The organism is Roseateles violae, from assembly GCF_030410485.1.
Classification (GTDB): Bacteria; Pseudomonadota; Gammaproteobacteria; order Burkholderiales; family Burkholderiaceae_C; genus Roseateles_D; species Roseateles_D violae.
On sequence record NZ_JAUHHC010000005.1, the window covers coordinates 259,658 to 275,792 of the forward strand.

At 73.2% G+C, this 16,135-nt stretch carries 17 protein-coding genes; 9 read left to right on the forward strand and 8 right to left on the reverse strand.

Features of this window, described 5'->3' with window-relative positions; genetic code table 11:
• Window positions 1–7: 7 nt before the first annotated feature.
• Window positions 8–403, forward strand: a complete 396-nt coding sequence (locus QWJ38_RS18740) for a response regulator (RefSeq protein ID WP_290360638.1) — start codon at window positions 8–10, stop codon at window positions 401–403.
• A 121-nt stretch (window positions 404–524) separates the two neighbouring features.
• A complete protein-coding gene (locus QWJ38_RS18745) occupies window positions 525–704 on the forward strand; it encodes a hypothetical protein (RefSeq protein WP_290360639.1) in 180 nt (59 codons plus the stop codon).
• A 77-nt stretch (window positions 705–781) separates the two neighbouring features.
• Here QWJ38_RS18745 and QWJ38_RS18750 read toward each other — a convergent pair whose 3' ends face one another.
• A complete protein-coding gene (locus tag QWJ38_RS18750; RefSeq protein WP_290360640.1) occupies window positions 782–1,063 on the reverse strand; it encodes a hypothetical protein in 282 nt (93 codons plus the stop codon).
• 115 nt (window positions 1,064–1,178) lie between these two features.
• Between QWJ38_RS18750 and QWJ38_RS18755 the strand changes: the two genes are divergently transcribed.
• The 7 genes from QWJ38_RS18755 to QWJ38_RS18785 are packed head-to-tail and all read left to right on the forward strand — an operon-like array spanning window position 1,179 to window position 7,751.
• The gene (locus tag QWJ38_RS18755) at window positions 1,179–2,375 is read left to right on the forward strand and encodes a glycosyltransferase (protein WP_290360641.1); all 1,197 of its coding nucleotides are present in this window, start codon (window positions 1,179–1,181) and stop codon (window positions 2,373–2,375) included.
• Window positions 2,375–3,289 carry an amidohydrolase family protein gene (locus tag QWJ38_RS18760; protein ID WP_290361002.1) on the forward strand — a complete coding sequence of 305 codons (915 nt, stop codon included), beginning with the start codon at window positions 2,375–2,377 and terminating at the stop codon, window positions 3,287–3,289. Before QWJ38_RS18755 ends, QWJ38_RS18760 begins: the two co-directional genes overlap by 1 nt.
• 16 nt (window positions 3,290–3,305) lie before the next feature.
• Window positions 3,306–4,502: a glycosyltransferase family 4 protein gene (locus QWJ38_RS18765; protein WP_290360642.1), complete on the forward strand. Its 1,197-nt coding sequence runs from the start codon at window positions 3,306–3,308 to the stop codon at window positions 4,500–4,502.
• Window positions 4,503–4,518: 16 nt separating this feature from the next.
• A complete protein-coding gene (locus tag QWJ38_RS18770; RefSeq protein ID WP_290360643.1) occupies window positions 4,519–4,992 on the forward strand; it encodes an adenylyltransferase/cytidyltransferase family protein in 474 nt (157 codons plus the stop codon).
• The gene (locus tag QWJ38_RS18775) at window positions 4,989–5,981 is read left to right on the forward strand and encodes a bifunctional heptose 7-phosphate kinase/heptose 1-phosphate adenyltransferase (RefSeq protein WP_290360644.1); all 993 of its coding nucleotides are present in this window, start codon (window positions 4,989–4,991) and stop codon (window positions 5,979–5,981) included. The genes QWJ38_RS18770 and QWJ38_RS18775 overlap by 4 nt, the downstream gene beginning before the upstream one ends.
• Window positions 5,962–6,579 (forward strand): D-sedoheptulose-7-phosphate isomerase, encoded by a 618-nt coding sequence (locus tag QWJ38_RS18780; RefSeq protein ID WP_290360645.1) that lies wholly within the window; start codon window positions 5,962–5,964, stop codon window positions 6,577–6,579. Before QWJ38_RS18775 ends, QWJ38_RS18780 begins: the two co-directional genes overlap by 20 nt.
• Complete coding sequence (locus QWJ38_RS18785; protein ID WP_290360646.1) at window positions 6,576–7,751, forward strand: family 1 glycosylhydrolase; 1,176 nt, start codon at window positions 6,576–6,578, stop codon at window positions 7,749–7,751. The genes QWJ38_RS18780 and QWJ38_RS18785 overlap by 4 nt, the downstream gene beginning before the upstream one ends.
• Window positions 7,752–7,757: 6 nt before the next feature.
• Here the strand turns inward: QWJ38_RS18785 and QWJ38_RS18790 are convergent, their stop codons facing one another.
• From QWJ38_RS18790 to QWJ38_RS18820, 7 genes are read right to left on the reverse strand one after another with little or no spacing between them, the layout of a single operon-like run.
• The gene (locus tag QWJ38_RS18790; RefSeq protein WP_290360647.1) at window positions 7,758–8,771 is read right to left on the reverse strand and encodes a UDP-glucuronic acid decarboxylase family protein; all 1,014 of its coding nucleotides are present in this window, start codon (window positions 8,769–8,771) and stop codon (window positions 7,758–7,760) included.
• A gap of 23 nt (window positions 8,772–8,794) precedes the next feature.
• Window positions 8,795–9,751, reverse strand: a complete 957-nt coding sequence (locus tag QWJ38_RS18795; protein WP_290360648.1) for a glycosyltransferase family 4 protein — start codon at window positions 9,749–9,751, stop codon at window positions 8,795–8,797.
• Entirely contained in the window at window positions 9,744–10,808 is a 1,065-nt protein-coding gene (locus QWJ38_RS18800; protein ID WP_290360649.1) for a glycosyltransferase family 9 protein, read from the reverse strand. Before QWJ38_RS18800 ends, QWJ38_RS18795 begins: the two co-directional genes overlap by 8 nt.
• Entirely contained in the window at window positions 10,805–11,803 is a 999-nt protein-coding gene (locus QWJ38_RS18805) for a glycosyltransferase family 2 protein (RefSeq protein WP_290360650.1), read from the reverse strand. The genes QWJ38_RS18800 and QWJ38_RS18805 overlap by 4 nt, the downstream gene beginning before the upstream one ends.
• Window positions 11,800–13,608, reverse strand: a complete 1,809-nt coding sequence (locus QWJ38_RS18810) for a carbamoyltransferase family protein (RefSeq protein WP_290360651.1) — start codon at window positions 13,606–13,608, stop codon at window positions 11,800–11,802. The genes QWJ38_RS18805 and QWJ38_RS18810 overlap by 4 nt, the downstream gene beginning before the upstream one ends.
• Window positions 13,605–14,798 (reverse strand): glycosyltransferase family 9 protein, encoded by a 1,194-nt coding sequence (locus tag QWJ38_RS18815; protein WP_290360652.1) that lies wholly within the window; start codon window positions 14,796–14,798, stop codon window positions 13,605–13,607. Before QWJ38_RS18815 ends, QWJ38_RS18810 begins: the two co-directional genes overlap by 4 nt.
• On the reverse strand, window positions 14,795–16,114 hold the full coding sequence (locus tag QWJ38_RS18820; RefSeq protein ID WP_290360653.1) for a glycosyltransferase family 4 protein: 1,320 nt from the start codon (window positions 16,112–16,114) through the stop codon (window positions 14,795–14,797). The genes QWJ38_RS18815 and QWJ38_RS18820 overlap by 4 nt, the downstream gene beginning before the upstream one ends.
• Window positions 16,115–16,135 lie beyond the last annotated feature (21 nt).

Consider the following 16,135-nt stretch of genomic DNA (forward strand, 5'->3'; position numbering starts at 1 on the left):
TTCACTCATGAACGCTCCCGCCGCCACGCGCCCGCTGCGCATCCTGCTGGTCGAGAACCACACCGACACGCGCACGACGCTGACCCTGCTGCTGGCGATGCTGGGCCACGAGGTCCGCAGCGCCGTCTCGGTCGGGGACGGCCTGCAGGCGCTGGCGGAATTTGCGCCCGACGTGCTGCTGTCCGATATCGGCCTGCCCGATGGCGACGGCTGGGAACTGCTGAGCCAGATCAAGCAGCCGCAGCCCTTCTACGCGGTGGCGATGAGCGGCTACGGCATGCGGGCCGACCGCGAGCGCAGCGCGATGGCCGGCTTCAAGCAGCACCTGGTCAAGCCGCTGGCGGTCGAGGACATCGAGAAGATGCTCGACGAGGCCGCGCGCGAGCTCGACCTGGCGCGCTGAGCTCCAGCGCCGGGCACCGGCAACTACGGCAGCATTTGCAAGGCGCGCAGCGCGGGCGAGCGGCCGCGGCGGCCGGCACGGACCTTGCCGCGTCAAGGTTCCTCATCACCGGAGTTCCGCCATGTCGCGCTTTTTCCGCACCTCTTCCGTCCGCAAGCTGCTCGTCATCGCCGGCCTCGGCGGCCTGGCCCTGCTGAGCGGCTGCGAACGCCGCCCGAGCACGCCCGACACGCCGACCACCACGGCGCCGTCCACCACATCGCCCTCGACCGCGCCGGCCTCGGCCGCCAGCGGTCCTTAAGCCCGTCCTTAAGCCCGTCCCTAAGCCCGGTCGGCAGCCGCTGTCATCGGCCGGGCGGCGGCGCCGCGCCGGCCGGGTCAGCCCGCGGCCTCGCGGCGCAGCACGCCGCCGGCCAGCAGCGCCTGCAGATCGAGCAGCGAGATCGCCAGCTCGCAGCGCCGGCCGCCGTCGAACCAGATCAGGGTGGCGCTGCGCCCGTCCTCGCGGATCGCGCAGGGCCCGGCCGGCATCAGCACCAGGCGCTGGCACGCAGCGCCGCCCGCAAAGCTGAGCGGCTCGCGCAGCGTCGCGGCTGTGCCGTCGACGGTCGTTTCGCGCGTCGCAAACGACGCCGGTGCTGCTGGATGGGGGCTTGCCATCGGATCTCTCGGGTTGCCGTCTGGGCGGTTTATGGGCCAGCGGCAATGGCGATGCCCGGCGCGCGGCACGGTGCTTGCCTTCAGGGGGCATGTCCGACTGTTCACCGCCATCGTCATGAAGCTGCCGCCGCTGCTCGTCTTCTCACACCTGCGCTGGGACTTCGTCTACCAGCGGCCCCAGCATCTGCTCAGCCGGCTGGCGCGCCATTGGCGGGTGATCTTCATCGAGGAGCCGCGCCGGGCGAGCGACGGCGTCAACCAGCTCGAACAGACGACGCTCGAATGCGGCGTCACGCGACTGCTGCCGCATACCGCGATCGATGCGCCGGGCTTCCACGACGACCAGCTGCCGGTGCTGGAGGCACTGCTGGGCGACTGGCTGGCCGAGCAGGGCATCGCCGAGGCGATGGTCTGGCTCTACACGCCGATGGCCCTGCCCCTGGTCAAGCTGGTGCGGCCGCGGCTGCTGATCTACGACTGCATGGACGAGCTGTCGGCCTTCAAGGGCGCGCCGCGGCAGCTGCGCCAGCGCGAGTCGGCGCTGATGCGGCGGGTCGATCTGGTCTTCACGGGCGGGCCGTCGCTGTACGAAGCGAAACGGGCGCTGCACCCGCAGGTGCTGTGCGTGCCCAGCGCCGTCGATGCCGCGCATTTCTCGCTCGAGCGCAAGGCGCCCGATGCGGGGCTGGCGGCGCGAGCGCAAGCTTTGCAGCAGCATCTGCCGTATCCGCGGCTGGGCTTTTTCGGCGTCATCGACGAGCGCCTGGACCTGACCCTGGTCGAGGCGCTGGCCGACAGCCATCCGCTATGGCACCTCGTCATGGTCGGCCCGGTGGTCAAGATCGACCCGGCCGCGCTGCCGCAGCGGCCCAATCTGCATTGGCTGGGCATGCAGCCCTATGCGCTGCTGCCGCATCTGCTGGCCGGCTGGGATCTGTGCCTGATGCCTTTTGCGCTGAACGAGGCGACGCGCTTCATCAGCCCGACCAAGACGCTGGAATACCTGGCCGCCGGCAAGCCGGTCGTCAGCACGGCGATCCACGACGTTAGCCTTCTTTACGGCCATGTCGTCGGCATCGCCGGCACTGCGAGCGAGTTCATCGCCGCCTGCGAGACCGAGCTGGCGCGGCCACCGGCCTTGCGCCGCCAACGTGCCGAGCGCGCGGCCAAGCTGGTCGCGGCCAGCTCCTGGGACGCCAGCGCGGCGCTGATCGTCACCACCATACGCGAGGAGCTCGCCCGCTCGCGCACCGAGAGCCTGCGCCCGCTGCCGGCGCTGGCCGCCGATGCCGGTCTCAACGGGCTCGCGTGATGATCATCGACGCCCATCTGCACTGCACCGGCCAGGAGACGGCGCAGGACGTGCTGACGGCGCTGGACGAGGCCGGCATCGACCAGGGCGTGCTGCTGGCGCCCTTTCTGTCCGCCGGCTATTCGCTCTCCGATGCGGGCTCGCTGCGCCGCGCCAACAGCCACCTCGCCCGCCTGATACGCGGGCACGAGGACCGGCTGATCGGCCTGGCCGTCGTCAACCCCAGCCATTTCGAGGCGCCGGAGGAACTGCGCCGCGCGATCGACGCGGGCCTCGGCGGCGCCAAGATGGTGCCCAGCGGCTGGTATCCCTTCGATGACTCGGTGCAGCCGACCTTTGCCGTCGCCGCCGAGCTGCAGCTGCCGCTGCTCTTCCACAGCGGCATCTTCATCGACGGCCGCTCCGGCCGCTTCTGCCGGCCCTGCTATTTCGAGGCGCTGCGCGATCATCCGGGCGTGCGCGTCGCGCTCGCCCATCTGTCCTGGCCCTGGACCGACGAGGCGATCGCCGTCGGCCTGATCGACCGCATCCATGGCCGCCGCGGCGCCGAGGCGATGTTCCGCTTCGACCTTTCCTTCGGCCCGCCGCCGCCCTACCGGCTGGAGGCGATACGGCTGGCGCTGGAGGTGCTGGGCCCGGAATCGCTGCAGTTCGGCAGCGACTGCTTCCTGCCCTGCTCCGGCGCCGAGATCGCCGAGCGGCGCGGCTGGCTGGTCGATCTGCTGGACCGGCTGGAGCTCGATGCCGAGGGGCGCGAGCAGATCTGGAGCGGCACGGCCGCGGCCTGGCTGGGCGCGGCACGCCGGACCCCGAGCGCGCTGCCGGCCCCGGCCAGCGCGCCGGCCGGCCTCGCGCTGCCGCCGCAGGCAGGCCTGCTCGCCCGCGGCCCGCGCCTGCGCCCGCTGTGCTGCTGAACGAGGAGCATCCATCATGTTGAGCGACGAGAGCCTGCCGCCGCGACGCGACGGGCGCATCCATGTGCTGCAGCTGCTGGGCAACGCGATCGTCGGCGGCATGGAGCGCTGGGTCGAACGCCTGGTCGAGCGCCTGCCGCGCGAGCGCTTTGCGATCACCGCGCTGCTGCCCTACGAGGCGCCGCTGGCCGAGCGCCTGCGCGAGCTGGAGGCCGAGGTGCTGGTGACGCCGATGCCGGCCGATCCTTCCTGGAGCTCGGTGCAGATGACCGCCGCCCTGGTCGAGCATGCCGGCATCCACCTGCTGCACGCCCATCTGCCCAATGCCCACCTGCTGGCCGCGCTGGCCGGGCGGCTCGCCCGCCGGCCGGTGCTGACGACCATCCACGGCCGCCAGCTGGCCCTGCTGGACCTGGAGCTGCACCGCAGCGTCGGCAGCCATCTGAGCGTGGTCTGCCGCGAGACCTACTACCACGCGCTGGGCCTGGGCGTGCTGCCCGAGCTGCTGAGCCACGATCCGAACGGCGTCGACTGCGAGGTCTTCCAGCCGCGGCCGCGCAGCGCCGGCGCCGAGTCGCTGCGCGCGCGCCTGGGCCTGGCCGCCGACACGCCGCTGCTCGGCTTCGTCGGCCGCTTCTCGCCGGAGAAGGGGCCCGAGGTCTTCGTGCGCTCGGTCTGGCCGCTGCTGGCGCGGCTGGAGAGCGCGCACTGCGTGATGGCGGGCGAGGGGCCGATGCTGGAGGCGCTGCGGCGCGAGATCGGGCAGCTGCGCCTGGGCGAGCGGGTGCACCTGATCGGCCTGCAGACCGACATGCCCTGGCTGTACGGCGAGATCGACGTGCTGGCCTGCAGCTCGCATTCGGAGGCGATGCCGCTGAACCTGATGGAGGCGATGGCCAGCGGCGTGCCGGTGGTCGCCACCCGCGTCGGCGGCGTGCCCGACATCGTGCGCCATGGCATCGACGGCTGGCTGGTCGCAAGCAATGACTACGACGACATCGGCGCGCGCTGCGCCGGCCTGCTGGGCGATCCGGCACGCCGCGCCGCCTTCGGCGCCCGGGCGCGCGAGCGCGCGCTGAAGGCCTTCAATCTGGACGACAGCATCGCCCGCAGCGCGCAGCTGCTGAGCCGGCTGGCCGGCGCCACCGTGCAGCAGCTGCACGGCGCGACGCCGATGCGCCGCGGCCCGGCCACCGCGGAACGGCGCAAATAAGGAGGCGCAGGACACCATGGACCACGAAGCAATCGCCCGGCTGCGCGAGCAGCTGCCGCGCCCGCTGGTGTTCAGCAACGGCGTCTTCGACCTGCTGCATGCCGGCCATGTGGAATGCCTGGAGGCGGCGCGCGCGCTCGGCCGCTCCCTGGTCGTCGGCATCAACAGCGATGCCTCGGCGCGGCGCCTGGGCAAGGGGCCGGGTCGGCCCCTCGTTGACGAGCGGCAGCGCGCCCGCATCGTCGGCGCGCTGGCCGCCGTCTCGGCGGTGCTACTGTTCGACGAGGACCGGCCGCTGGCGCTGATCGCCGCGCTGCGGCCCGAGGTCTATGTGAAGGGTGGCGACTACCGGCTTGGCGATCTGCCCGAGGCCGCGCTGCTGGCCGGCTGGGGCGGGCGCACGGTGATCGTGCCCCATGTCGGCGGCCTGTCCAGCAGCGCGCTGCTGCGGCGCATCGCGAGCATGCGAATTGCCGAAGGGGCGGCATGAGAGACCATCCCCCCTCCGATGCCGTGCTGGTGCTGGGCGACAGCATGCTGGACCGCTACCTCGAAGGCAGCGTCGAGCGCATCTCGCCCGAGGCGCCGGTGCCGGTGCTGCTGATGGGCAGCGAATGGCAGCGCGCCGGCGGCGCCGCCAATGTCGCGATCAATCTGATCGATCTGCACTGCCCGGTCACCCTGGCCACCCTGCTGGGCCAGGACGAGGCCGGCGGGCGCCTGGCCGAGCTGCTGATCGCGCGCGGCGTCGAGCTGCAGGCGGTGCGCGGCACGCAGATCTGCACGACGCAGAAGATCCGCGTCGTCTGCCGCCGCCAGCAGCTGCTGCGCATCGACATCGAGCAGCCGGCGCCCGGCGACAGCGCGCAGGCGCTGGCCGAGCTGGCCGCCGAGCTGCTGCCGCGCTACCGCTGGCTGCTGCTGTCGGACTACGGCAAGGGCGCGCTGTCCGACTGCCGCGCCCTCATCGACGGCGCACGGCGCAGCGGCTGCCGCGTGCTGGTCGACCCCAAGGGCCGCGATTTCGTCCGCTACCGCGGCGCCTGGCTGCTCAAGCCCAATGCCGAAGAGGCCGCGCAGGCGGCCGGTGCCTGGAGCGACGAGGCGGATTTCGAGCGCCGCATGGGGGCGCTGCGCCAGCAGCTGGAGCTCGAGCATCTGCTGGTCACGCGCGGCGAGCTGGGCATGGTGCTGTTCTCGCCCGGGCGCGCGCCGCTGCGCATTGCCGCGCAGGCGCGCGAGGTCTATGACGTGAGCGGCGCCGGCGACACGGTGCTGGCGGTGCTGGCGCGCGCGCTGGCCGGCGGCCGCGGCATCGAGGAGGCGGCCCGCCAGGCCAATCGCGCGGCCGGCCTGGTGGTGCAGAAGTTCGGCACCGCCAGCCTGCGGCCCGAGGAGCTCGACGGCGCGGCCGCGCCGCCCTCGCTCGATCCGCTGCCGCCGCATCAGGAGTCCCGCCATGATGAATACCGTCATTGATCCGATCGCGCGCGGCCATCTCGACCCGCTGGCGCTGTTCACGCACAACCTGGCCCAGCACCGCCGCCTGTTCGAGGCGCTGGACGAGCTGGCCGCACCGATCGCCGCGGCGGCCGCGCGCATGACCGACACGCTGGCGCGCGGCGGGCGCCTGTTCTTCTTCGGCAATGGCGGTTCGGCCGCCGACAGCCAGCACCTAGCGGCCGAATTGAGCGGACGCCTGCGGCGCGAGCGGCGGCCGCTGGCGGCGCTGGCGCTGTCGGCCGACACCGCGGTGCTGACCGCGATCGCCAACGACTACGGCTACGAGCAGCTGTTCGCGCGCCAGCTGGCCGCGCTGGCGCGGCGCGGCGATTGCGCGATCGGCATCTCGACCTCGGGCGCCTCGCCCAATGTGCTGCGCGCCTTCGAGGCCGCGCGCGCTCTGGGCGTGCACACGGTGGGCCTGCTCGGCCGCGACGGCGGCGCGGCCCTGCAGCGCTGCGAGCAGGCGGTGGTGATTGCCCATCACGACAGCGCGCGCATCCAGGAGGCGCACATCTTCGTCGGCCACACCTGGTGCGAGCAGATCGAGATCGGGCTGGGCCTGGCCGGATGAGGCCGGAAGCCTCGCCGCTGGCCTCCTTCTGGGCCGGCGGCTTCGAGGGCGCCGACCACATCAACTTCCGCGGCGACGCGCTCGACCTGCAGCAGGCCAGCGGCCATCTGGAGCGGCTGGACCAGGACTACCGGCGCGCCGCCGAGGCCGGCCTGTTCAGCATCCGCGAGAGCATAGGCTGGCGCCTGTGCGAGGCGCCCGGCGGCCGCATCGACCTGAGCCGGGTCGAGCGCATCGCCCATGGCGCGCGCCGTCACGGCCTGCAGCCGCTGTGGACGATCTGGCACTACGGCCTGCCAGCCGACCTGAGCCTGCACGACGACGCGCTGATCGCGCGCTTCGCGCGCTTTGCCGCCGAGGTGGCGCGGCTGCTGAAGCCGCTCAGCGCCGGCGCGCCGGTCTACACGCCGGTCAACGAGATCGGCTATCTGGCCTGGGCCGCCTCGCAGCCGCAGCTGATGGCGCCGCCCAACAACGGCGCCGGCGCGGCGGCCGAGAGTTCGCAGGTCAGCGGCTACCGGATCAAGCGCCGGCTGGCGCGCGCGGCACTGGCGGCGATCGAGGCGATCCGCGCGGTCGATGCGCGCGCCCGCTTTCTGCATGTGGAGCCGCTGTGCCATGTGGTCGCGCCGCCCGATCGGCCCGATCTGGCCGAGCGCGCCGCCGAGGTGCGCGGCTGGCAATGGCAGGCCTGGGACCTGCTGGCCGGCCGCCTGGAGCCGGCGCTGGGCGGCAGCCCGGCGGCGCTGGACCTGCTGGGCGTCAACCATTACCACAGCAGCCAGTGGGAGCTGCTCAGCGAGAGGCGCCTGGCCTGGCATCTGCACGACCCGCGCTGGCTGCCGCTGGGCCGGCTGCTGGACGAGGCCTGGCGGCGCTACGGCCGGCCGCTGGTGATCGCCGAGACCGGCCATGTCGGCGCGGGCCGCGCCGACTGGCTAAACGAGATGGCCGCCGAGGCGCTGCGCGCGCGCGAACAGCTGGGCCTGCCGCTGTGGGGCTTCTGCCTCTATCCGCTGGTCGACCGGCCGGACTGGAACGAGCCGGCGCGCTGGCACGAGAGCGGGCTCTGGCAGGTCGATCCGACCACGCTGGAGCGCCGGCCGGTGCCCGACTATCTGCAGGCGCTGCGGCAGTGGCAGCAGCGCCTGAGCGGCGATCCGCGCGAGTGATCGGCGCTAGCGGCCGGCGCTCAGCGCGGCCGTCGGCTGGCGGCCGGCGCGCGCCGGCAGGCCCAGGCATTGCTCGAAATAGGCGATCGTGTGCCGCAGCCCTTCGTCGAGCGAGATGCGCGGCGCCCAGCCCAGTTCGCGCTGGGCGCGGTCGATATCGGGGCGGCGCCGCGTCGGGTCGTCCGGCGGCAGCGGCCGGCGCACCAGGGCCGAGTCGCTGCCGGTCAGCGCCAGCACCCGCTGCGCCAGCGCCATCACCGTGTGCTCGTCCGGATTGCCGATATTGATCGGTCCCGGATGCTCGCCGTCCATCAGCCGCAGCAGCCCGTCGACGGTGTCGTCCACATAGCAGAAGCTGCGCGTCTGGCGGCCGTCGCCATAGACGGTCAGCGCTTCGCCGCGCAGCGCCTGCACGATGAAGTTGCTGACGACGCGGCCATCGCCCGGCGTCAGCCGCGGGCCATAACAGTTGAACAGGCGCGCGACGCGGATGCTCAGCCCCCATTCCTGCCGGCAGGAGAAGCACAGCGCCTCGGCGGCGCGCTTGCCTTCGTCGTAGCAGGCGCGCATGCCGATCGGGTTGACATGGCCCCAGTAGCTTTCCTGCTGCGGATGCTGCTGCGGATCGCCATAGACCTCGCTGGTCGAGACCTGCAGCAGCGGCGCGGCATTGCGCCGCGCCAATTGCAGCAGCTGCCAGGTGCCGGCCGTGCTGGCCAGCAGGGTCGCGATCGGCCGGCGCTGGTACCAGGCCGGGCTGGCCGGGCAGGCCAGGTTGAAGATGCGCCGCGCGCCCTCGGCCGCGGCCGGCGGCGGCTCGGTGATGTCGTGCTCGATGAAGCGGAAGGCCGGCTCCTGTTCCAGATGCGCCAGATGCGCGCGATCGCCGGTGCTCAGATTGTCCAGTCCCAGCACGCGGTGGCCGCGGCGCAGCAGCGCGTCGCACAGATGGCTGCCGACGAAACCGGCGGCGCCGCTGACCAGCACCAGGCCGGGTTCTGCTGTCGGGGGGATGCTCATGGGCTTGCTTTCCTTGCAATGAATCAGGAGCTGACCAGGTCCAGCGCGGCCAGCCAGTCGGCGACGAAGCGATCGATGCCGAAGCGCTCGCGCGCCGTGCGCCGGCCGGCCTCGCCCCATTCGCGCGCCAGCGCCGGCTCGCGCAGCAGCGCGCGCATCGCCTCGGCCAGCGCGGCCGGCCGGGTGTCGACGAAGCCGTTGCGGCCGCTGGCGATCACGCTGACCAGCTCGGTGGTCGCCAGGCCGACGACCGGCAGGCCGGCCAGCATGGCCTCGATGATGGCCAGGCCCAGGCTGGTGTAGCGGATCGGGTTGAAGAAGAAGCGGTGGCTGGCCAGCAGCTCGGGCAGCGCCGCCTGTGCGACCTCGCCGGCGCCGCCGATCGCCTCGCTGCCCATGCCCACCAGTTTCAGCGGCAGCTCGGCGGCCAGCGTCTGGTAGACGTCCAGACCGAGGCGGCGGCCGCGGCGCGGCAGGTTGTTGACGACCACCAGGCCGCGCTCCAGCTCGCCGCGCCAGGGCAGCTCGCGCAGCGGCTTGACCCCATGCTCGATCACGCGTGTCGGCGTCACGCCGGCATCCCACATCAGCGCATTGAAGGGCGTCACCTGGACCAGCAGCGCGCCGCGGTCCTGGCACCAGTGCACGGTGTCGGTCGGGTGCTGCTGCGGCGGGTCGTGCTCGAGCACGATGCGCGGCAGCGCGCGCTGCGCCGACGTCAGGATGCGGTGCTGCTCCTCGTCCCAGGCCGCGCGCGACTGGAACAGCAGCACATCGAACTCCATCTGCGCGACATGCTCGATCGGCGCCTCGTGCACGTTCTCGCCCCAGGGCAGGCTGCCGCTGCGGCCGCTGTGATGGGCGGAGCGCGCCGCGTCGGTGAGCAGGTAGAAGTCCTGCGGCACCTGTGTCAGGTTGTAGAGGTAGTTGCCATGCACATGCCAGGTCAGCACGCGCAGGCGGCGGCCGCGGCTAGGCATGGCGGCTCTCCCGTGCGGGCGGCCGCGCGTCCAGCAGGCGCAGCGCCTCGCGCTCGACGCTGGCGCTGGCGATCGCCAGGCCGCAGGCGCTGTGGCCGTCCAGCGCATAGGGGCAGACCGGCTCGGCGCAGGGCCGGCAGCCGCGCGGCTGCCACAGCACGCGGTGCAGCGCGCCATCGGCCGGCGACCAGCGCGCCGCATCGCCGCCGCTGGAGATCACCACGCTGGGCCGGCCCAGCGCGGCGGCGATATGCGAGACGCCGGTGTCGTTGCTGATCATCAGCGCCGCGCCCTCGATCAGCGCGCCCAGGCTCCACAGCGAGGTCCTGCCGGCCAGATCCAGCGCCGGCGCGCGCAGCGCCGCGCCAACGGCGGCGGTCAGCGGCGCCTCGTCGGCCGTGCCGGTCAGCACGATGGCCAGGCCGCGCGCGGCCAGCGCATCGGCGACGGCGGCAAAGCGCGCCGGCGGCCAGCGCCGCGAGGGCAGCTGCGCGCCCGGATGGACGATGGCATAGGGCCGGCCGGCCAGCGCGCCCAGCAGGCGCGCGGCCTCCTGGCGGTCCGGCTCGCGCAGCGGGAAGTCCAGCGCCGTGCCCTGGCGCGGCAGGCCCAGGTGATCGCACAGCGCCAGCAGGCGCTCGAGCTCGCTGCCCTGGGCGGGCCAGTGCAGGAAGCGCTTGGCATCGCCGGCCGGCGTCCAGGCGCCCGGCTGGCAGAAGCCGGCATTGAAGCGCGCGCCGAAGCTGGCCAGCAGCGGGTTGGTGATGCCGCCGCTGCCGTGCAGCTGAATCGCCAGGTCGAAGCGCCGCGCGCGCAGCCGCGCCAGCAGCCAGGACAGCGCCGGCCGGTCCGGCGGCCGTTCGGGCAGGCCCGGCCAGCCGGGAAACTCGATGAACTCGTCGATGCTGTCCAGGCGCTCGGCCAGGCCGCGCGCCCAGGGCAGGGCCAGCAGGGTGATCTCGGCACCCGGCAGGCCGGCGCGCAGCGCGCGCAGCGCCGGCGTCGCGCACAGGATATCGCCCAGCATCAGCGCACGCAGGACCAGCACCCGCTTCATACGAACCAGACGCGGAAGTGCAGCGCACCGCGCAGCCGCCAGTAGACCGACAGAAAGGGGATCAGCGCCGAGGTCGCCAGCATCTCCAGCAGATGGGCCGGCGTCAGCGCGCTGCCGCGCAGGCGCCGCGCGGCCAGGGCCAGCACCAGCAGCGCGGCCAGCAAGGCGGCGATCGCCGCCGCCTGCGCCCGGCCGGCCAGGGCCAGCACCAGCGCGGCCGGCGCCAGCAGCACGATGGCGTAGTAGTCCCAGGGCGGCCGCGGCCGCAGCTCGGCCCGGTAGCGACGGGCATGCTTGCGGTAGAGCAGCGCGTCGAAGAAGACATTGCGCTGCTGGCGCAGGGAGACGCCCCAGCGCTCGGGCCGCACCGGATGCAGCACGACGGCGCCGCAGCAGCGCGGTATCGGCCCGAAGCGCCGCTCGAGCCGGAACTGCAGGTCCGAATCCTCGCGCCAGGCGCGCCGGAAGCGCTCGTCGAAGCCGCCCACCGCCTCCAGCGCCGAGCGCCGCACAAAGGCATTGGCGGTGACGAAGCTGGCCCGCTGCAGGCCGGCGGTCATCCGTTCGTGATCGCTGGGCCGCCGCGGCGGCAGCGGCACCCTCACCTTGCCGGCCAGCGCCATCAACTCGGGCCGGGCGCGCAGCGCGGCCAGGCCGGCGGCCAGCCAGCCGGGGTCGGGCACCGTGTCGTCGTCGGTGAAGGCGATCAGCTCGGCGCGGGCCACGCGCCAGCCCCAGTTGCGCGCCTGCGCCGGGCCGCTACCGGGGCGCGCATCGAGCGGCCGCAGATAGCGCAGGCCCGGCCAGTGGCGCGCCAGGGCCTCGACCTGCTCGCGCGTCTTGTCGCAATGGCCGTCGTCGACGACCAGCACCTCGAAGGCCTCGTCGAGCCGCTGCTGCCGCAGCGCGTCCAGGCAGCGCTGCAGCAGCGCCGGCCGGCGGAAGGTCGGCACGACGACGCTGATCTGCACAGCGGCCGGCGGCGCGGCGCTCATGGTGACTTTCTCAGCAGGAAGCGGCCGATCACCAGCGCGTCCAGCGGGGTCGAGAAGAAGGCGTCCAGCGCATCCTTGGGGCTGCAGACGATGGGCTCGCCGCGCACATTGAAGGAGGTGTTGACCAGCACCGGCACGCCGGTGCGGCGGCCGAAGGCCTGCAGCAGCGCATGCAGGCTCGGATTGCTGTCGGCATGCACGGTCTGCACGCGCGCGCTGCCGTCGCTGTGGCAGGCCGAGGGGATGCGCGCGCGCCGCTCGGCCTTGCAGCGGTAGGTGAACAGCATATAGGGCGAGCTGCCGCCATTGGCCCCGGCCGGCTCGAACCAGTCGGCGAAGTCCTCGGCGCCGACGGCCGGCGCGACCGGCCGAAAGTCCTCGCGGTCCTTCAGCTCGTTGAGCCGCTGCTGCATCGCCGGGTCGATCGGCGAGGCCAGGATGGAGCGGGCACCCAGCGCGCGCGGCCCCCATTCCATGCGGCCCTGGAACCAGCCGACGATGGCGTTGTCGGCCAGCAGCGCGGCCGTGCGCTCGGCCAGCGCGACATCGTCGGCCAGGCGCTCGTAGCCGAGCCGGGCCCAGCGCAGCAGCGCCTCGACCTCCTCGTCCGGCCATTGCGGGCCCAGATAGGCATGCCGCATGGTCCAGCGCCGCGGCGCCAGCCGCTGGCCGCCGCCGTTGCTGTCCAGCCGTTCGGGCGCCGGCAGGCGCTCGCGCGCATCGACCCATAGCGCCGCGCCCAGCGCGGTGCCGGCATCGCCGGCGGCCGGCTGCACCCAGACCTGCTCGAACGGCCCCTCGTCGCGCAGCCGCGCATTCATCACGCAGTTCAGCGCGACGCCGCCGGCCATCGCCAGCAGCGGCTCGCCGCTGACCTCGCGCAGCCAGCCGGCCAGCTCCAGCACCCGCGTCTCCAGCAGCTGCTGCAGCGAGGCGGCCAGATCGAAATGGCGCTGCTCCAGCTCGACGCCGGGCGGCCGCGACGGGCCGACCAGCGCATCCAGATCGAGCTCGGCGATCTCGTAGCGGCCGGCGCCGGTCAGGCGCAGCTGCTCGGCCAGGCTCTCGGCCCAGCGCGGCTCGCCCAGCGCCGCCAGCGCCATCACCTTGTACTCGTCGCTGGAATGCAGAAAGCCCAGCTGGCGCGTCACCTGCTCGTACAGCAGGCCCAGCGAATGCGGCATCTCGACCTCGCCCAGCGGCAGATAGCGCTGCTCGCGGTAGACGCCGTAGGCCGTGGTGGCGCGCTCGCCGCGGCCGTCCAGGGTCAGCACCGCGCAGCGCTCGAAGGGCGCGGCCAGGAAGGCGCTGGCCTGGTGGCTCAGGTGGTGGCCGACGAAATGCCATTGCCAGCGCCGGCGCTCGCCGACCAGCAGGCGCCGGCGCAGATGATGCGGCGCGCCGTCGGCCAGCTGGCGCGGCGCATTGACGATGGAGGCGAGGAAGAGCGGATCCCAGGGGCTGTCCCAGCGCTGCGCGCGCGGATCGCGCGCGGCCGAGGGCTGCAGCGGCAGGGCGATGTGCGAGCCGCCGGGCAGCAGAAGATCCTCGCGCCCGGCCAGGAAGCGCTGCGGGTCGAAGCTGTAGCCGACATGGTCGACCTCGGCCATCGTCAGCCCCGCCTCCTTCAGGCACCAGTCGATCGCATGGAAGGGCAGCTCCCAGGTGCTGAAGGGCAGCGGCCGCTTCGCATGCTTGATGCGCGTGAAGCGCTCCTCCTCGGCCGCGGCGACCGGCTCGCCGTCGACCAGCAGCACGGCCGCGCTGTCGTGAAAGGCGGCGTTCAATCCCAGCGTGACTTTCATGCGGCAAGCTCCTCGGTCCGGCCGTCCTGCGCGATCGGGTAGCGCCGCCGCGTGCGCAGCAGCGCCAGCGCGGCGGCCGCGACCTCGGCCGGCTCGATCAGCGCCAGGCAGTCGTTGTGCCGCTCGGGGCAGCTGCTCTTCAGGCACCAGCGGCAGGGCACGTCGTGGCTCAGCACGCGCGAGGCGACCCGCCAGGGCCGGTGCTGCGGATTGGTCAGCGCGTAGAGATCGACCAGCGGCGTGCCCAGCGCCGCGGCCAGATGGGCCGGCGCGCTGTTGTTGCAGATCAGCAGCGAGGCGCCGTCGATCAGCGCCGCCAGCTCGCCCAGCGAAAGCCCGCCGCCGATCGCGACCGAGGGTCGGCGCATCGCCGCGCGCGCCTTGGTGATTGCGTCGCTCTCGCCGGGGCCGCCGCAGAAGACGATGCGCCGGCCGGTCTGGCGCGCGATCAGGTCGGCGGCCTCGCCGAAGCGCGGCGCGGGCCAGCGCCGCGAGGCCGCGCTGGCACCCGGATGGATCAGCACATAGGACTGCCGCACATCGATGCCCATCCGCTGCAGCCGCTGCTCGGCCCGGCGCTGGTCGGCCGGATGCAGTCGGAAGCGCAGATGCTCGTTGGCCGTGCGTGCGCCGATGCGCGCGACCAGGTCGAGCTGGCGCCGCACCTCGTGGCGCATCTGTCCGTTGATCTGCTCGGCATCGGCAACCCAGTCGCTGAGCAGGGTGTAGGGGTTCTCGCGGCAATGCGCGAGGCGCAGCGGGATGCCGGCCTGGCGCGCGATCATCGCCATCGGCAGCGCGCTCTGTGTCGCCGTGGTGAAGATCACCGCGGCGTCGTACTGCTGGCGACCCAGCTGGCGCAGCAGCGCCGCCTCGGCCGCGCCCGGCGCGCTCAGCTGCTCGGCCTGCAGGCCATTGCGCACCCAGGGTGCATCGAAGGCGATCGCCGCGTCCACCATGCTCAGATGGTGCTGGGCGGCCACGCCGGAGGGCGAGGTCAGCAGGGTGATGCGCGCGGTCGGCAGGCTCTCGCGCAGGGCGGCCAGCGCCGGCGTCGTCATCAGCAGATCGCCCAGATTGTCCAGGCGCACGGCCAGCAGGCGCCGCACGCCGCTCCAGTCGGCCGACGGTGCTGCCGGCGCCGGGTCCGGGGCGCCGCGGCGGTGGATGATGATGGCCTGCTCGCTCATGAGTGCAGGCCGACGACGACGCCCTTGCCGCTCTTGCCGCCCTGGCCGCCCTCGCGCAGCAGCCGCGCCGCCAGCGGCACCGCCTCCTGGCCCTGCGCCAGCGCCGCATAGACATCCAGCAGCTGCTGGCTGACCCGCTCCCAGGTGAACAGCGAGCGCACGCGGCGCACGCCGGCGCGGCCCATGGCCGCGGCCAGCGCCGGATTCGCCTGCAGATCGAGCAGGCGAGCGGCCAGGGCCGGTGGGTCCTCCGGCGGCACCAGCAAGCCGGTGACTCCGTCCAGCACCGTGTGCTTGATGCCGCCGACCGCGCTGCCTATCACCGGCGTCGCGCAGGCCATGGCCTCCAGCGGCGTGATGCCGAAGGGCTCGTACCAGGGCGTGGTGACGAAGACATCGGCGGCCACATAGAAGTCGCGCAACTCCTGGCGCTCGCGCCGGCCGACGAACTCGACCCTGTCGGCCACGCCGCAGCCGCGCGCGATGCCGCGCAGGCGGCCGATCTCGGGCGAGGCCTGCTCGTCCGGCTCGCGACTGCCGCCGCCGACGACCAGCAGCCGCGCCGACAGCGCGGGCGGCAGCTCGGCCATCGCCGCGATCACATTGGCCACGCCCTTGCGCGGCACCATGCGGCCCAGCTGCAGCACGATGAACTCGTCGGCGGCCAAGCCCAGGCGCTGGCGCGCGCGGCGCTTGTCGCCGGGCCGCAGCTCGCGCGTGTCGACCCCGCAGGGAATGCAGGCGATGCGCCGCGCATCGGCCTCGTACAGGCGCATCAGATCGCTCTGGTCCTGCGGGCATTCGGCGATCACGCGGTCCGACTCGCGCACCAGCGCGCGCTCGATGGCGATGCGCGCCGGCGGGAATAGATCGGCCTCGCGCTGGTGCTGGCGCCGCACCAGGCCCAGCGCATGGAAGGTAGTCACCAGGGGCAGCTCGAAACGGCGCTTCAGCGCCAGGCCGACCAGACCCGACATGAAGAAGTTCGCGTGCAGCAGATCGTAGGGCTCGCTGTGGGCGAACAGCTGGGTCGCCGCCTCGATGAAGGCCGGCATGTGTTCGAGCAGCTGCTCCTTGGGCACGAAGCGCGGCGGACCGGCGTCGATATGCAGCACGCGCACGCCGGGCCGCATATCGACGATGGTCGGCTGCGCCGCATCGTCGCGGCGGGTCAGCACGTCGACGTGGTGGCCGGCAGCCGCCAGACAGCGCGCGATATGGGCCACATAGACGTTCTGACCGCCGGCATCGACGCCACCGGCCAATGCCAGCGGCGACGCGTGCTCGCTGATCAGGGCGATTCTGAGGGCATTCATGATGGTGGCGGGTCGGTCGTT